The organism is Mycobacterium sp., from assembly GCF_052143115.1.
In the GTDB taxonomy this organism is placed as follows: domain Bacteria; phylum Actinomycetota; class Actinomycetes; order Mycobacteriales; family Mycobacteriaceae; genus Mycobacterium.
In genome coordinates this window covers 13,535-29,078 of sequence record NZ_JBKQTQ010000112.1, presented here as the reverse complement: position 1 = coordinate 29,078, position 15,544 = coordinate 13,535, and the positions used below count along the sequence as shown (strand labels likewise).

The window sequence follows — 15,544 nt, the reverse complement described above, 5'->3', positions numbered from 1 at the left end:
CCTCACGGCCGGGCGATCATCGATGTTGTTGCCTCGGCAAGCAATTCACCCCGTTGATTGCGGTATACCGTTCGCCAGGTCACCAGAACGAACCGGCCGGAGCGACCTTGTTTCTCCACGATCGACTCGATCGTGCGCACCATCTCGATTTCGTCGCGGTGATAAGCCGGCCCGAAGAACGTCGTGCTCTCCCCGCCGGCCATGCGCCTGGGTGCACGGGGAAACGCGAGGCTGCCCGATGCCGCTCCGGAAGAACCATCCAGCCGCAAACCCTCCAGTGCGGTGACTCCCAGCACCGCGTACTGCAGGAAAAGCGGCGGACAGATGATGTCGCGGTAGCCTTGGGCGCGAGCGTATTCGGGCTCGAACCACAATGGATTGTGATCATCGACCGCCGCGGCCCAGCGTTGCCAGTCGCGCCGGTTGGCCTCGCCTGTTGCTGTTGCGGCGACGGTGCCCACTCGCGACGCCGACTTGGCGTCGATCAAACTGTCCTCGGTCATAAGACTTCCTCCTCCAGCCACGCTCCGGCCACGTCCGCCCCGCCGCCTAGCGTGGACAGCACCCGGGCCCGCTCGGAGAACAAATGCAGATCGGTCTCGACCACATAACCCATCCCACCGTGCAGTTGGTGCGCGTCAAGCGTGATCGATTTCGCTGCGCTGGCCGCGTGCATTCTGGCGATCGCGGTTTCACGAGTCGCGGTGCGACCCCGCCCGATCCAGAACACCGCCGAGTGAGCCGCGAGCCGAGCCGCGGCCAGCGCGATGTGCATATTCGTCACCAGATGCTGCGCCGCCTGAAACGACGCAATCGGTCGGCCGAACTGTCGGCGCGCCACCGTGTAGTCAACGGTGCGTTGCAGCACCGCCTCGCCGACGCCGACCAAGTCCAGCGATAGCAATGCCACCGCGGCGTTGGCCACCCGGCGCAGGTCGTGATCGGTCAACCCCGAGCCGTCCGGCCCGGCAAGCACCGCGCTCCGATCCGCCACCTCAACATTGTCAAACCGGACACGAGACGCGCGGTGGCCGCCGATGAGCGGCATGGTGTCGACGTGCACGCCCTCTGTTTGCAGCGCGACGACAAAGCCCATTGTCCGTTCGGACCCCGCGTCGGCTGCCGATACGACGATGTGACCGGCCAGGTCGGCGTCTGCGACAAAGTCGGCCACGCCGCTGAGCCGCCAGCCGCCTTCAGCTGCGGCACACACCCGTAGCGTTGGAGCGATCAGCGCGGCATTCGCTGCGCTCCACAAGCTGGTTGTGGCGCAGAGCTTTCCGGCGGAAAGTGCAGGCAGCCACTCGGCATGTTGGTCCGGTCCGCCGAGCAGGTGGATGGCAAGTGCCGCCTGCAGGGTGGCGTGCACGACCGTGGGACATAGAGCCCGACCGGCTTCCACACAGAACACGCCCAGGTCGGATAGCGTGCCACCGGCGCCGCCGTAGGCCTCCGGAAGCAACAGTCCGAATATCCCGGCATCGGCCAACGCCTTCCACAACCTGTCCGGCATCGGCCGCCGGTCCGAGTCGCGCAGCTGACGGACCAGACTCGTCGGGCACTCGGCGAGGAAAAGCGCGTTCAGCATCGACGTCAACGCTCGTTCGTCGTCATCGGGTAGCAGCTTCATCGGGCGTCAACCATCAGCGGCCATACGACGGCATGCCGTGGCCACGCTGGGCGATGACGTCGCGCAGCACCTCGTTGGTGCCGCCACCGAACCGCATCAGCGGCGCCACCCGGTAGAGCCGTTCGAATTTCCCGTCGGCAGGCGCGCCCGGGCTGCGATAGGCCAGCAGGCCGTCAGGACCGAGCAGGTCGATGGCCAAATCGGCGATCCGCTGGCGCAGTTCGCTGGTGAACACTTTCTCGACGCTGACTTCCACGGTCGGGATGACACCGCTGTCCAGCAGTGACGCCGCCTGGTATCCCATCAGCAGTGCCGCTTCGACGTCTGCTTCGGCGTGGGCGAGCCGACGGCGAAAGCTGGAGGTTTGCAGCGGTATCGAGCCGTCGCGGCGCGGACGGCCGGCAAGCTCGATCAGCTCGTCGAGTGCGCGGCGCAGATCGCCCGCGTTGGTCAGGGCGCCTCGTTCGAGATCCAGCGCGCCGGTGATGTAGGTCCAGCCCCGATTCACTTCGCCGATCAGGTTGCCGACGGGCACGCGAACCTCGTCGAAGAACACCTCGTTGGTGCGATACCCCGACCACGCGTAGAGCGGACGGATCGTCACACCGGGCAGATCGACGGGAACCATGATGACCGAAATTCCCCGGTGCCGTGGGGCGCTGGGATCGGTGCGAACACAAAGCCATTCATGGGTCGCTCGCTGTGCGCCGCTGTTCCAGATCTTGGATCCGGTGATGACCCACTCGTCACCGTCTTGCACCGCGCGGGTGCGCAAGCTGGCCAGGTCGGTGCCGGCATCGGGTTCCGAATAGCCCACCGCGCAGGTCAGTTCTCCGCGGGCTATCGGCGGAAGGAACTCGAGCTTGTTCTGTTCGGTACCGTGTCGCATGATCATCGGCGCCACCGAGGTCACGGTGAGATCCGGCCCGGGAACGCCCCAATACTCGAACTCGCGCATCAACAGATGCTGATAGGTCGCGCCGAGTCCCAGACCGCCGTATTCCGGCGGCCAGTTCAGCCCGAACCATCCCCGCTCGCCGATTTTGCGCCGGAACGACGAGACTTCCCCGTCGGGAAACTCCTGCCCGTGTTCGGCCAGCTCGGCCCTCAGCGCAGGCGTGACGTTCTCCCCCAGAAAGGCACGCACCTGGGCCAACCAGGCGTTCTGCGCTGCGTCGAGTTCGAATTCCACCATCCACTTCCTAGCGCGTCCTACCCGCCTGCGCCCGGAATTTCGAAAAGGAACATTAAAGTACTACGACGTGAGCATCGACGATCCGCTGGCGGCGTCCCCCGCGGTCGCGGATATCGCCGCCGGTTCGGCGGGTCCCGATGTAGGTGCGTTCTTCGACCTCGACGGCACATTGGTTGCCGGCTTCACGGCCACCGCTCACGCTGCCGACCGGCTCCGTCGGCGGCAGGCCAGCATCGGCGAGATCCTCGGTGTCGCGGAAGCCATGATGCGATATCGGTTCGGCCGCATGGAGTTCGAGCGGCTGGTGGTGCGGGGAGCGGGCTACCTGCGCGGCGAATCCCTCGCGGAGCTGCAAGAGACTGGTGAGCGGCTGTTCGTCGACCGCATCGCGACGCGCGTTTTACCGGGCATGCGAGCGGTCGTGCAAGCGCATCAGGAGCGTGGACATACCGTGGTGCTCTGCTCGTCGGCGCTGAGCATCCACGCCCACCCCGTCGCGAGCTTCCTGGGCATCAGCCACGTGGTGTGCAACTACTTCGCGGTCGACGATCGCGGTCGGCTGACCGGGGATATCGTCAGGCCTATCGTCTGGGGGCCGACGAAGGCGGCCGCTGTACAACGTTTTTGCACCGACAACACCGTGGCGCTGGAAGGTAGTTACTTCTATGCCGACGGCGGCGAGGACGTGCCGTTGATGGCGTTGGTCGGCCATCCCCGACCGGTCAACCCTAGACCGCGGCTTGCGGCGGTGGCCGCTGAACGCGGCTGGCCGGTGCTTCGGGTGGCGGCTTCGAGCGGCCGAATGCGGTTCAGGTCGCTGATCGGGAAAGGCACCTGATGCAATTCTGGTCTGGCACAGCATTTATGGACTCGGCGGAGGCGCTGGCGGTCGCGAGAATGCTCGACGAGGCCGGCTACGACGGGGTGATCTGTGCCGACCATCTGATTTATCCGCGTGCTCTGCAGTCGCGATACCCCACCGGGGCGGAGCGTCCGCCGTGGTCGCCTGAGACTGCGTGGCCGGACTCGTGGATCCTCATCGGTGCCATGGCGGCAGTGACCCGTCGGCTGCGCTTCTCCAATGCCGTCTACGTCGCACCCGCCCGTCCGCTGCTGCAGGTCGCCAAACAGGTGGCCACCGCGGCGGTCATTTCCGAGGGCCGGGTGTCGCTGGCGGTCGGCGCCGGCTGGATGCGCGAGGAATTCGAGCTGTTGGGACAGGATTTCGGCAACCGTGGCAAGCGGCTCGACGAGATGATCCCGGCCTTACGTGCGCTGTGGCAGGGCGGTTGGGTGTCGTGGAGCGGCCGCTACTACCGGGTACCCGAGTTGATGCTCGAGCCGCACCCGACGACGCCGGTGCCGATCCTGTGTGGCGGCGAATCGGAGGTGGCGCTGCGCCGGGCGGCGCGGCTGTGCGACGGGTGGGTTGGCACGGCCTACGTGTGGGACGACGCGGTTGGCTATGTGCAGAAGCTGACCGCGTTGCGGCGCGAGTACGGGCGGCAGGCCGAACCGTTCGAGATCATGCTGGCGTTGCTGGAGCCGCCGTCCGCCGATCTTTTCCGGCGCGCCGAAGACCTTGGGGTGACGGCGGTGATGCGCTGTGGGCGGGTGCGCAGCACGTCCTGGCCGGCGACCACGAGGCATTTCAGGCGTCCACGCATCCAGCCGAGCGCTACCGACCGTCGATCGAGCGGTTCGCGCAGACCGTCATCGAGAAGTGCCGCTAGCGGCTAGAGCCGGTGGGGAACGTCGTTGATCAGGCCGCCGTCCATCACGAATTCGGCGCCGGTGGCATAAGAGGATTCGTCGCTGGCCAAGAACACCACGAAGTTGGCGACCTCGTCGGAGACGCCGGGGCGGCCGAGCGGGACGGTGACCATGTTGTCCGGGAAGTGCTTGGTCATCGGGGTGCGGATGAAGCCGGGATGAATCGAGTTGACCCGGATATTGTGCGGGGCCAGCTCCAGGGCGGCTGATTTCGACAGGCCGCGCACCGCCCACTTGGAGGCGACGTAAGGATGCACCATCACGGCCCCGCGCAGGCCCTCGATGGACGAGACGTTGATGATCGAGCCGCCGCCCGCGGCCTTCATCGGCTCGACCGCGGCCTGGATGCCGTGGAATGTGCCGTTCAGGTTGACGTCGATGACCTTGTGCCACTTGTCCAAGTTGAACTGTCCCAATTGGCCCAGCGCCACGATGCCGGCGTTGTTGACCAACACGTTGAGCGTGCCGAAGTCGTCGACCGCGGTGGACACCGCGGCGTCCCATTCGGCGGGCTGGGTGACGTCGAGGTGGACGTAGTGCGCGGCGTCACCGATCTCATCGGCGAGTGCTTTGCCCTCGTCGTCGAGGATGTCGCCGATCACCACCTTGGCGCCCTCACCGACCAGCGCCCGGGCGTGAGCGGCCCCCATCCCCCGAGCGCCGCCGCTGATCAATGCAACTTTTCCGTCCACACGTCCCATGAGGCGTCAGGCTACCGCAGCCCGGCGCAGAATTAGAACTTGTTCCACTGCGGGACCGGCGACCGCGCACTGGGCAACAATCGAGCGATGAGCGTCGCGACCTCGTTACTCACCGCGTGCAGCGGGTTCCTGTTCGCCGTGTTGTGGATGGACCTCATGTTCGACGCGCAGGTTCTCAGCGATCGACATCCCGGCGGCGACCTGCCCGAATACGTACTGGCCTCCATCGCGGGCTACTACCAGCGCGCAGTCACCGGATCCCGGCCGATGAGCCGGCTGATCGCCGTCGTCATGGTGGTGTTACTGGCAGCGTTGGGGTTCCGAGCGGTTCGAGGCCACGACCCGGGCTGGTTGATGGCGGTGTCGGCTCTGCTCGCGGGCGCCCCGGTGCTGCTGGCACTGACGCACACGGTTCCCAACGCGGTCCGGCTCGGCAACCGTTCGGGCAGCCCGACCGACCAAACCGCTATGGCGCGGTCCATCTGGCGTGATCACCTGGTGTGCGCGGGTGCCATGCTGGCTTTCCTGGCGCTGTGGGTGGCCCACGCCGAGGTGGTCTAAACAGGGCCGGGGGTCACAGCGGGAGAAATCCGTACTAAACTAGAACACGTTCCAGTTACGTCGCCCGCAAGCAGACCAGTAAGGAATCAGCATGCACACTCCCATCTGCGACGAGCTCGGCATCGAGTTCCCGATCTTCGCGTTTACGCACTGCCGCGATGTCGTCGTCGCGGTGAGCAAGGCCGGTGGTTTTGGCGTGCTGGGGGCTGTCGGCTTCACGCCCGAGCAGCTCGAGATCGAGCTGAAGTGGATCGACGAGAACATCGGCGATCATCCGTACGGGGTCGACATCGTCATCCCGAACAAGTACGAGGGCATGGACTCGCATCTGTCGGCCGAAGAACTGGCCGAGACGCTGCGCAAGATGGTGCCGCAGGAGCATCTGGATTTCGGAAAGAAGATCCTCGCCGATCACGGTGTCCCGATCGAGGACAGCGACGGCGACAGCCTGCAGCTGCTTGGGTGGACCGAGGCGACCGCCACGCCCCAGGTCGAGGTGGCGCTCAAACACCCGAAGGTGAAGATGATCGCCAATGCGCTCGGCACCCCGCCGGCCGACATGATCAAGCACATCCATGAAGCCGGACTGAAGGTGGCCGCGCTGTGCGGCTCCCCCTCGCAGGCTCGCAAGCACGCCGACGCGGGCGTCGACATCATCATCGCGCAGGGCGGCGAGGCCGGCGGGCACTGCGGCGAGGTGGGCTCGATTGTGTTGTGGCCACAGGTCGTCAAGGAGGTCGCCCCGGTACCGGTGCTGGCCGCGGGCGGTATCGGCAGCGGCGAACAGATTGCAGCGGCACTGGCTTTGGGCGCCGAGGGGGCGTGGACCGGTTCGCAATGGTTGATGGTCGAGGAATCCTCGAACACCCCGGTGCAGCAGGCGGCCTACGTCAAGGCCGGCAGCCGCGACACCGTCCGCAGCCGCTCGTTCACCGGTAAGCCGGCCCGGATGCTGCGCAACGATTGGACCGAAGCCTGGGACCAGCCGGACAACCCGAAGCCGCTCGGTATGCCGTTGCAGTACATGGTGTCCGGCATGGCGGTGCGGGCCACGAACAGGTACCCCAACGAGTCTGTCGACGTGGCGTTCAACCCGGTCGGTCAGGTGGTCGGGCAGTTCAGCAAGGTGGAAAAGACGTCGACGGTCATCGAGCGGTGGGTGCAGGAATACCTGGAGGCCACGAACAGACTGGACGAGCTAAACGAGGCCGCCACCGTCTGACGAACGGTCCTGGACACCAGGATTATTCGTCGCCGTCGTCGTCGGCGTAGTTGCCGGTGAAGACCTCTTTGGCTCTCCCGAAGGCGTAGGTGGCGATGTCCAGTGAGTTGTGCACGATGTCACCGGTTCCGCCGGCGATGTCCCCCTTGATGATGTGGCCGGCGTCTTCGACGATGTCCGACGACCGCTCGACGGCGTTGGTCACGATGTCTTTGGCGGCGTCGAGCGCATCCTTGGCGTTGAAGCCCATTGCAGTCTCCCTCTATATCCGTCAGGCGGTATATCCGTCAGGCGGTCAGCCGGTGACACCCGTGTCCGACGGGAAGCCTCCGCCAATACCGTTCGGGAACCCGCCGCCGGTCAACTGCCCGACCTGCCAGCCGTGTTCGGTGCAGAGCATAGGAAGCCCGTCGGGCGTCTGGGCCGATGACCCGCGCGGATTTTGGCACGGCGCACCGACCTGCTGAACTCCGTTGAGCGGGTAGGTGATCACCCAAAATCCCGACTGCGCGGCCGGGAACTGGTTGACGATGAAATGACATGCCTCGGCCTGACCGCCCGGGCCGCGTCCGAAGATGAACCGCTCGTAGTTGTCGCACGGCGCACCCGCCGTCGCGTCGTAGTTCATCCCCGGCACGTCGCCGTCGTAGTGGCCATTGTCGGCGGCGGCGGCGGGCGCCAGGCCGACAGCGGAACCCGTGATCGCAGCGGCGATGAACACTTGGCGAATCATGACCCACCTTCGGTGTCGCGGTGCGGGGACCATTCATCGCCCCCGGCGGCCTGGGGCAAGCATAGCCAGTGCCGCCTCGACCACAAGGGCGTTTTGCTCCGGCCACATGGGGAGATCGGGTCGGTGATCAACTGCGCAGCCAGCGATGTACTGCCCATCACCTGCAGTGCCTTGCCGTCCCGCCCACGCAGGTCGTGAGAACACGTTTCAATCCGTCGCCCGACAAACCAGTGAGAACGCGTTCCATCTGGGCGGTCGCGATGCTTTACTGAGCCAGAACGCTTCACCTTTAGAGGTCTTCACGTCGTATTCATATTCATAGGAGTGCCCCCGATGCCGACTCCAAATCTCCCGCCCGGGTTCGATTTCACCGATCCCGACGTCCACGCCGAGCGGCTGCCGGTCGAAGAACTGGCCGAGCTGCGGCGGACCGCGCCGATCTGGTGGAACGAGCAGCCCGACGGGGTGGGCGGGTTCGACGACGGCGGCTTCTGGGTGGTGTCCAAACACAAGGACGTCAAAGAGGTGTCGCTGCGCAGCGACGTCTTCTCCAGCCTGGAGAACACCGCGTTGCCGCGCTACAAAGAGGGCACCGTGCGCGAGCAGCGCGACACGGGCAAGTTCGTGCTGCTCAATATGGACGCCCCGCAACACACCCACCTGCGTAAGATCATCTCCCGCGGCTTCACACCACGGGCCGTCGAGCGACTGCGCGACGACCTCAACGAGCGGGCACGGCAGATCGTCGCGACAGCGGCCACCGAAGGTTCGGGAGACTTCGTCGAACAGGTCTCCTGCGAACTGCCGCTGCAAGCCATCGCCGGCCTGATGGGTGTGCCCCAGGAAGACCGCATGAAACTGTTCCACTGGTCCAACCAGATGGTGGGCGACCAGGATCCCGAATTCGCCAGCAATGACGGCCTCACCGCCTCGGTCGAACTGATCACCTACGCCATGCAGATGGCCGCCGAGCGGGCCAAGAATCCGGGCGACGACATCGTCACCAAGCTCGTCCAGGCCGACGTCGACGGCCACAAGCTCTCCGATGACGAGTTCGGCTTTTTCGTCATCTTGCTCGCGGTGGCCGGCAACGAGACCACCCGCAACTCGATCACCCAGGGCATGATGGCCTTCACCGACTTCCCCGACCAGTGGGAGCTGTACAAGCGAGAGCGGCCCGCCACCGCGGCCGACGAGATCGTCCGGTGGGCCACCCCGGTCACGTCCTTCCAGCGGACCGCCTTGGAGGACTACGAATTGTCCGGCGTGCAGATCAAGAAGGGCCAGCGGGTGGTGATGGTCTACCGCTCGGCCAATTTCGACGAAGAGGTGTTCGACGACCCGTTCGCCTTCAACATCCTGCGTGATCCCAACCCGCACGTGGGATTCGGCGGTACCGGCGCGCATTACTGCATAGGGGCCAACCTGGCGCGGATGACGATCGACCTCATGTTCAATGCGATCGCCGATCAGATGCCCGATCTGACGTCCGCCGGTTCGCCGGAGCGGCTGCGCTCGGGCTGGCTCAACGGCATCAAACACTGGCAAGTCGACTACCGCAGCCCCGCTGCGAAATGCCCAGTCGCGCACTGAGACCTATATTCAAGCAATGACCACCCATCGAGCTGTCCACGTAGAGTCCGCAGGCGCAGCCTTAGAGCTGGTCGACGTCGAAACCAAACCCCCGGGTCGTGATGAGGCACGGCTGACGGTGACCGCATGCGGGATCTGCGGCACCGACGCCCACTTTGTTGCGGGCGGATTCCCCGGCATGTCGTGGCCGTTGACTCCCGGGCATGAGATCGCCGGAACAATCGCCGAACTCGGGCCGGGCGTCGAGGGTTTCGCGGTCGGCGATCGTGTCGCGGTCGGGTGGTTCGGCGGGTGCTGCTATTACTGCGATCAGTGCCGCAAAGGCCAATTCATTCACTGCGAGAACGGGAAAATCCCGAGCTGGCAATATCCGGGCGGATATGCCGAGTCGGTGACCGTGCCGGCCAGTGCGTTGGCTCGGGTACCGGCCGAGCTCTCCGACGCACAAGCCGCCCCGATGGGCTGCGCCGGCGTGACCACCTACAACGCGTTGCGGCACACCAAGGCGTTGCCCGGTGACCGGGTGGCGATCCTCGGCGTGGGTGGGCTCGGTCATCTCGGGGTGCAGTTCGCCCGGGCGATGGGCTTCGAGACCATCGCGGTCGCCCGTGGAACCGCCAAAGCCGAGGATGCCCGGAAGTTGGGCGCTCATCACTACATCGACTCCACCGCCGGCGACCCCTCCGAAGCGCTGAAGGCCCTGGGCGGTGCCGCGGTCGTGCTGGCTACCGCGGGAAATTCGGGGGCCATGGCAGCGACGGTCGGCGGTATCTCGCCCGAGGGTGAGCTCGTCACTATCGGTGTCACGCCTGAGCCGCTGCCGATCAGCCCGATTCAGCTGATAACGCCGGGGATCGGCATTGTCGGGCATCCCTCCGGGACCGCGAAAGAAATCGAAGACACAATGCAGTTCGCGGTCTTGTCGGGCGTGCGAGCCTGGATCGATGAGCTACCTCTGTCGCAAGCCGCCGAAGGCTACGCGGCGCTGGAACAGGGGCGGGCGCACTACCGCACCGTTCTCACCATGTGACCGAGGTGTGGACCCTCAATCCGGACGACGGCGAGCTGTTGGTCCGCACCGGAGTTGCCGGCAGGGCGGCGAAAATGGGCCACCGGCTCACCATCGCGATGAAGCGGTGGGAGGCCACCGTGCGGTGGTCCGGCGATAAACCCGTCGCGGCGCAGCTGACAGTCGACGTGGATTCGTTCGAAGTTCTGCGGGGCGAAGGTGGGCTCACACTGCTGTCCGGGCCGGAGAAAATCCTGGTTAGGTCGAACGCCTTACGGCAGCTGGGCGCTGGGCGCTTCCCCCGGATCTGCTTCGAGGCCGACACCATTGAAAAGAGCCGCGACGGCTACCGTCTGGCCGGGACGCTGCAGATCCGCGGAACGACCCGCGATCAGGTGATTGACCTGCGCACCGACGATCTCGATGACACATGGTGGCTGTCCACCCAGGCCGTCGTTCGCCAATCCGAATTCGGCGTCAAGCCATACTCGTTGGTGATGGGCTCGTTGAAGGTCGCCGACGACGTCACCGTGTCGTTTACTGCACAGCGGGCCAAAGACATCTGACAAGGAGCTGATATGCGGATCGGAGTGGTGTTCCCGCAGACCGAGATTGGCGCCGACGCGGGTGCAGTGCGCGCCTACGCCGAGCACGTCGAAGGGCTCGGGTTTACCCACCTGCTCGCCTATGACCACGTCGTCGGCGCCGATCCTAACGTTCACGCCGGCTGGGACGGCCCGTACGACCTGCATAACACCTTCCACGAGCCGCTGGTGACGTTCGGCTATCTCGCGGCCGTCACTACCTCACTCGAGCTGGTGACCGGCATCCTGATCCTGCCGCAACGGCAAACCGTCCTGGTTGCCAAACAGGCGGCCGAGGTGGACCTGCTCAGTGGCGGCCGGCTACGCCTGGGTGTCGGCCTCGGCTGGAACGCGGTCGAGTACGAGGCACTGGGAGAAGACTTTTCGAACCGCGGCAAGCGCAGCGAAGAGCAGGTGGACCTGATGCGCACGCTGTGGACCGAACAGACCGTTACCTACCACGGCACATATCACCAGGTGACCGGAGCCGGACTGGCGCCGCTGCCGATACAGCGGCCGGTTCCGGTGTGGTTCGGGGCATCCTCACCACGCGCATGCCGGCGCGCCGGTCGCCTCGGCGACGGCTGGTTTCCGATGGTGGGACCCGGCCCGAAACTCGAGCAGGCGCTGCAAGAAGTAGCGCAAGCCGCAAGGGAGGCCGGCAGAGACCCCGCCCAGATCGCGATGGAGGGCCGGGTCTCCTGGGACGGCAACGCCGACGACCTTGCCGCCGGCCTTCGGGTCTGGGCCGACGCGGGCGCCTCGCATGTGTCGATCAACACCATGGGCGCAGGGCTGGCGTCGGTCGACGACCACCTTCGTGCGTTGACTAGCGCTGCCGAAACCGCCAGGGAATTCACGGCTTAGCGCCAATCCGGTTGTCATCTCAACGGCGGTGTACTCTGGGAGAGAGGTCGGTCATTACCTCGGCTAACTAACCCGGGTAGGACCCGCCGCCTGGAGAGGGAGAACATTGCGCACAGACAACGACACATGGGACCTGGCCACCAGCGTCGGAGCGACCGCGACGATGGTGGCCGCTGCCCGGGCGGTTGCCAGCAAGGCGCCTCACGGTCTTATCGACGATCCGTTCGCCGAGCCACTGGTCCGCGCGGTCGGCGTCGATTTCTTCACGCGATGGGCCATCGGAGAGCTCGATCCCGCCGAAGTCGACCCACCCGACACGGCGTGGGGCATGCGGCCGATGGCCGATTTGATGGCAGCTCGGACAAGGTATTTCGACGATTTTCTCCTCGACGCGACCAAAGCCGGGGTCCGTCAGGCGGTGGTTCTGGCCTCGGGCCTCGACGCGCGCGGGTACCGGTTGGCATGGCCGAGCGGTACGAAGGTGTTCGAGATCGATCAGCCGCAAGTCATCGAGTTCAAGACTGCGACGATTGCGGGTCTGGGTGCCGAGCCGACCGCTGACCTGAGAGCGGTACCCATCGACCTGCGTCATGACTGGCCAAAAGCGTTACAAGAGGCAGGCTTCGACGCCGGCCAACCCGCCGCCTGGATAGCCGAAGGGCTGGTGGGGTTTCTTCCGCCCGCGGCACAGGACCTGCTGCTGGACAACATCACTGCGCTCAGCGCCACCGGCAGCCGTCTGGCGGCCGAGATTTTCATCAACGCGCCGGACGCCGACAACGGGCAGTCCGCGAATCTGTTGGACTCGGCGACGGCGCGGTGGCGCGAACACGGTCTGGATATCGAGCTCTCTGCGCTTGGCTACGACGGCGAGCGCCATGACGTTGCGACATACCTCGATGAGCACGGGTGGCGTGTGGTGCGCACGCCATTGAGTACGTTGCTGGCCGACAACGGATTACCGGCGATTCCGCCCACCGACGGCCAGCCGTCATTCGCCAGCAACTACTACTGCGCGGCGACGCTGTAATCGGAGAATCCCGGCAAATACTGGGGTCGCAGGGCCCGAGACCTTCGGAGCCGGGGGTTAAATCGCTTCCGGCCCAAGGTAATCCGCTGTATCAGGGGTGACTAAGGCGGTGGTGCGCCTGGATTAGCCGGCGGGGCTTGGCCCGGTGCCGGCTGGTCCGGCGGCGGGTTCTGCTGACCATGCAGGCGCTCGAGCAGCTTGGTGAGCAGTGGATGTGGATTCGGTTCCGGAGGCGGCGGTGGAGCGGCCGGTGGCGGCGGCGCAGGCGGCGGGACCGGTTGGGCGACGGGAACTTCAGCCGACGGTCCCTCGGAAACGACAGTCTGTGGCTGGGCAGCCGCCGGAGCTTGCGAGGGTGCGGGCGCCGGCGCTGGTCGCGCAACCGGTGCCTCGACCGCTGCCGGCCGCGGAGCCGGGGCTCGCACGACGGGCGGAGGCGCCGCCCGGTGGACCACATGTTGGACCGGTCCGGTAGCTCGGTCGGGAACCAGATGCGGGCCCATGGCGAGTGACAGCGATGCCACGAACGTGACCGCGCCGGCCACCAGCATCGTCAACGCCCCCGCAGAGGAGTGCTGTCGGGAGCTTCCCCGCTCTCCCCGCATGCTGTTGACGGTTTCAAGCATCTCGGTGTCGGTGAATTCCGTGCTCGCGGCCGACGCGAGGGCGGCGCCCCGCGCCAAGGCCAACTGCGCGCCGGTCTGCGTCATGACGGGGACCGGCACCGCTGTCTCAAGCCGCCACGACACCGCTTCGAGCTCCTCATCAGGACCGACGACAACGATGCCGCCCGGTTGCCATGAACTCCGGTCGAACAGGGTCGTCAGCCACTGGACCAGGCGAACGGGCCCGCCCGACAGCTGCTTGATGGCGGTTTGTGGTTCGTCGTCGCAGGTGTCGACCATGACGACGATCGTCGAATCGCCGTCCAATACGCAGACGGCGGCCTGCTCGTAGCCGATGACCGGAGCGATCGCCCGGGCCAACATGTCGCAAGCCTCATGCAACCGAATCGGGACAACATTGTCGAGGCCGGCATTGTTCAGTGACTCCAGCAGCAGCGCGGCCTCCGCGGCCGCTTCGTCGCTCCAGGTGACACCGATAACGTGCAGCCGGTGGCCATATCTGGCGGCCGCCGCTTGCGCGTCCAACAGGGCCGCGGTCGTCTGCTCTGAGGTGGTAACCGTGCGCACCCCACCGCCGGTAACCACCTCGAAATCGTCGTGATCCAGGATGGTGCCGTCGGCATCGCGGCCTTCCACCAGGACCCAGCCGACCGACGTGGATGTCAGCGACAGCCCCAGTACCGTGTCCAAATTTGCACCTCAATCGTGGCCCAATGCCCATGCGCCGCCACCAGCGCCAGACCGTCGAAGCGGTTGGTTCGTGCGCAGCGAAAGGACCGGGACAGCGTGGTCTCGTCGGTCTACCCCGGGTGAGCCTACGCGCTCATCGCGACAACAGCCGAACGGGTATAGACACCCCTGCGCATCAAAAAGTTGCCACGAACGACTGCCTGGCCTGCTCTGCGCAGATGGCGGCGGCCGGTGCCGAATTGATATGTCTTTGCGTCCTAATCGACATATGGAGTACCACGCGGTAAGTTTTTGCCAGTAGCGCGCTTCGGGTAAGGGGCATGGATGACATACGTGAGCGAAAAGACGCGTGGTTGGCTGCGGCGGCTCATGGTCGCCGCGATCGCGGCCGCCGCACTCCCGGGCCTCGTAGGCCTTCTCGGCGGAGCGGCGACGGCCGGGGCGTTCTCCCGGCCCGGTCTTCCGGTCGACTACCTGCAGGTGCCGTCGGCGAGTATGGGCCGCAGCATCAAGGTCCAGTTCCAGAGCGGCGGGAACAACTCGCCGGCCGTATACCTGCTGGACGGCCTGCGAGCCCAGGACGACTACAACGGCTGGGACATCAACACCCCCGCCTTCGAGTGGTACTACCAGTCCGGGCTGTCGATCGTCATGCCGGTCGGCGGACAGTCCAGTTTCTACACCGACTGGTACCGCCCGGCTTGCGGCAAGGCCGGCTGCTCGACCTACAAGTGGGAGACCTTCCTGACCAGCGAGCTGCCCGGATACCTGGCCTCGCAGAAGAGCGTGAAGTCGACCGGTAGCGCCGCGGTCGGGATCTCCATGGCCGGTGCATCTTCAATGAATCTGGCGATCTACCACCCTGGTCAGTTCATCTACGCCGGTTCGCTGTCCGGCTCCCTCAGCCCGTCCACCGGGCAGGGCTGGATCGGCCTGGCAATGGGTGATGCCGGCGGCTACAAGAAGGAAGACATGTGGGGGCCAGACAGCGACCCGGCATGGGTGCGCAACGACCCCTTGGTCAACGTCGGCCAACTCGTCGCCAATAACACCCGGCTCTGGGTGTACTGCGGCAACGGGACTCCGAACGAACTGGGCGGTGCCAATTTGCCGGCCACGTTCCTCGAGAGCAATTTCATGATCGGCGTCAACAAGAAGTTCCAGGACGCCTACAACGCCGCCGGCGGCCACAACGCCGTGTTCAACTTCCCGCCCTACGGCACCCACAGCTGGGAGTACTGGGGAGCACAGCTGAACGCCATGAAGGGTGACTTACAGGGGGCTCTGGGCGCCCACGCCGGCTGACACTCGCTCGCGTCCTGCACCGGCA

The 15,544-nt window shown here is 65.7% G+C and carries 16 protein-coding genes and 1 pseudogene; 10 read left to right on the top strand and 7 right to left on the bottom strand.

Annotation, left to right across the window (positions count from 1 at the left end; translation table 11 throughout):
* Positions 1 to 2: 2 nt before the first annotated feature.
* From ACLQI9_RS11760 to ACLQI9_RS11750, 3 genes are read right to left on the bottom strand one after another with little or no spacing between them, the layout of a single operon-like run.
* A complete protein-coding gene (locus ACLQI9_RS11760; protein ID WP_442377700.1) occupies positions 3 to 503 on the bottom strand; it encodes a MaoC family dehydratase in 501 nt (166 codons plus the stop codon).
* Positions 500 to 1,630 carry an acyl-CoA dehydrogenase family protein gene (locus tag ACLQI9_RS11755; RefSeq protein ID WP_442377702.1) on the bottom strand — a complete coding sequence of 377 codons (1,131 nt, stop codon included), beginning with the start codon at positions 1,628 to 1,630 and terminating at the stop codon, positions 500 to 502. The genes ACLQI9_RS11760 and ACLQI9_RS11755 overlap by 4 nt, the downstream gene beginning before the upstream one ends.
* A 13-nt stretch (positions 1,631 to 1,643) precedes the next feature.
* A complete protein-coding gene (locus ACLQI9_RS11750; protein WP_442377704.1) occupies positions 1,644 to 2,822 on the bottom strand; it encodes an acyl-CoA dehydrogenase family protein in 1,179 nt (392 codons plus the stop codon).
* A gap of 76 nt (positions 2,823 to 2,898) precedes the next feature.
* Between ACLQI9_RS11750 and ACLQI9_RS11745 the strand changes: the two genes are divergently transcribed.
* Together ACLQI9_RS11745 and ACLQI9_RS11740 are read left to right on the top strand one after the other, a co-directional pair.
* Positions 2,899 to 3,663 carry an HAD family hydrolase gene (locus tag ACLQI9_RS11745; RefSeq protein WP_442377795.1) on the top strand — a complete coding sequence of 255 codons (765 nt, stop codon included), beginning with the start codon at positions 2,899 to 2,901 and terminating at the stop codon, positions 3,661 to 3,663.
* Positions 3,663 to 4,558: pseudogene (locus ACLQI9_RS11740) on the top strand (TIGR03619 family F420-dependent LLM class oxidoreductase). The gene ACLQI9_RS11745 and the pseudogene ACLQI9_RS11740 overlap by 1 nt, the downstream one beginning before the upstream one ends.
* Before the next feature lie 3 nt (positions 4,559 to 4,561).
* On the opposite strand, the gene ACLQI9_RS11735 reads toward ACLQI9_RS11740, so the two are convergent.
* Complete coding sequence (locus ACLQI9_RS11735; protein WP_442377706.1) at positions 4,562 to 5,299, bottom strand: glucose 1-dehydrogenase; 738 nt, start codon at positions 5,297 to 5,299, stop codon at positions 4,562 to 4,564.
* An 87-nt stretch (positions 5,300 to 5,386) separates the two neighbouring features.
* Here ACLQI9_RS11735 and ACLQI9_RS11730 point away from each other — a divergent pair, with 87 nt between their 5' ends.
* Entirely contained in the window at positions 5,387 to 5,860 is a 474-nt protein-coding gene (locus tag ACLQI9_RS11730; RefSeq protein ID WP_442377708.1) for a hypothetical protein, read from the top strand.
* A gap of 91 nt (positions 5,861 to 5,951) precedes the next feature.
* Positions 5,952 to 7,082, top strand: coding sequence for a nitronate monooxygenase (locus tag ACLQI9_RS11725; RefSeq protein WP_442377710.1), 1,131 nt, complete (start codon positions 5,952 to 5,954; stop codon positions 7,080 to 7,082).
* Positions 7,083 to 7,104: 22 nt separating this feature from the next.
* Here the strand turns inward: ACLQI9_RS11725 and ACLQI9_RS11720 are convergent, their stop codons facing one another.
* Positions 7,105 to 7,332, bottom strand: a complete 228-nt coding sequence (locus ACLQI9_RS11720) for an Rv1893 family protein (RefSeq protein WP_442377712.1) — start codon at positions 7,330 to 7,332, stop codon at positions 7,105 to 7,107.
* Between the two features lie 45 nt (positions 7,333 to 7,377).
* Positions 7,378 to 7,815 (bottom strand): hypothetical protein, encoded by a 438-nt coding sequence (locus tag ACLQI9_RS11715; RefSeq protein ID WP_442377714.1) that lies wholly within the window; start codon positions 7,813 to 7,815, stop codon positions 7,378 to 7,380.
* Positions 7,816 to 8,148: 333 nt separating this feature from the next.
* Between ACLQI9_RS11715 and ACLQI9_RS11710 the strand changes: the two genes are divergently transcribed.
* The 5 genes from ACLQI9_RS11710 to ACLQI9_RS11690 all read left to right on the top strand — a co-directional run bounded on the left by ACLQI9_RS11710 (position 8,149) and on the right by ACLQI9_RS11690 (position 12,898).
* Positions 8,149 to 9,408: a cytochrome P450 gene (locus tag ACLQI9_RS11710; RefSeq protein ID WP_442377716.1), complete on the top strand. Its 1,260-nt coding sequence runs from the start codon at positions 8,149 to 8,151 to the stop codon at positions 9,406 to 9,408.
* Between the two features lie 16 nt (positions 9,409 to 9,424).
* Positions 9,425 to 10,438, top strand: coding sequence for an alcohol dehydrogenase catalytic domain-containing protein (locus tag ACLQI9_RS11705; protein ID WP_442377718.1), 1,014 nt, complete (start codon positions 9,425 to 9,427; stop codon positions 10,436 to 10,438).
* 5 nt (positions 10,439 to 10,443) lie between these two features.
* On the top strand, positions 10,444 to 10,983 hold the full coding sequence (locus tag ACLQI9_RS11700; RefSeq protein ID WP_442377797.1) for a YceI family protein: 540 nt from the start codon (positions 10,444 to 10,446) through the stop codon (positions 10,981 to 10,983).
* Positions 10,984 to 10,995: 12 nt separating this feature from the next.
* Positions 10,996 to 11,868, top strand: a complete 873-nt coding sequence (locus ACLQI9_RS11695; protein ID WP_442377720.1) for an LLM class F420-dependent oxidoreductase — start codon at positions 10,996 to 10,998, stop codon at positions 11,866 to 11,868.
* 163 nt (positions 11,869 to 12,031) lie between these two features.
* Entirely contained in the window at positions 12,032 to 12,898 is an 867-nt protein-coding gene (locus ACLQI9_RS11690) for an SAM-dependent methyltransferase (protein WP_442377799.1), read from the top strand.
* Positions 12,899 to 12,999: 101 nt separating this feature from the next.
* Here ACLQI9_RS11690 and ACLQI9_RS11685 read toward each other — a convergent pair whose 3' ends face one another.
* The gene (locus tag ACLQI9_RS11685; RefSeq protein ID WP_442377721.1) at positions 13,000 to 14,214 is read right to left on the bottom strand and encodes a DUF7159 family protein; all 1,215 of its coding nucleotides are present in this window, start codon (positions 14,212 to 14,214) and stop codon (positions 13,000 to 13,002) included.
* A gap of 324 nt (positions 14,215 to 14,538) precedes the next feature.
* Between ACLQI9_RS11685 and ACLQI9_RS11680 the strand changes: the two genes are divergently transcribed.
* A complete protein-coding gene (locus tag ACLQI9_RS11680) occupies positions 14,539 to 15,519 on the top strand; it encodes an esterase family protein (protein WP_442377723.1) in 981 nt (326 codons plus the stop codon).
* The last annotated feature ends 25 nt before the right edge of the window (positions 15,520 to 15,544 follow it).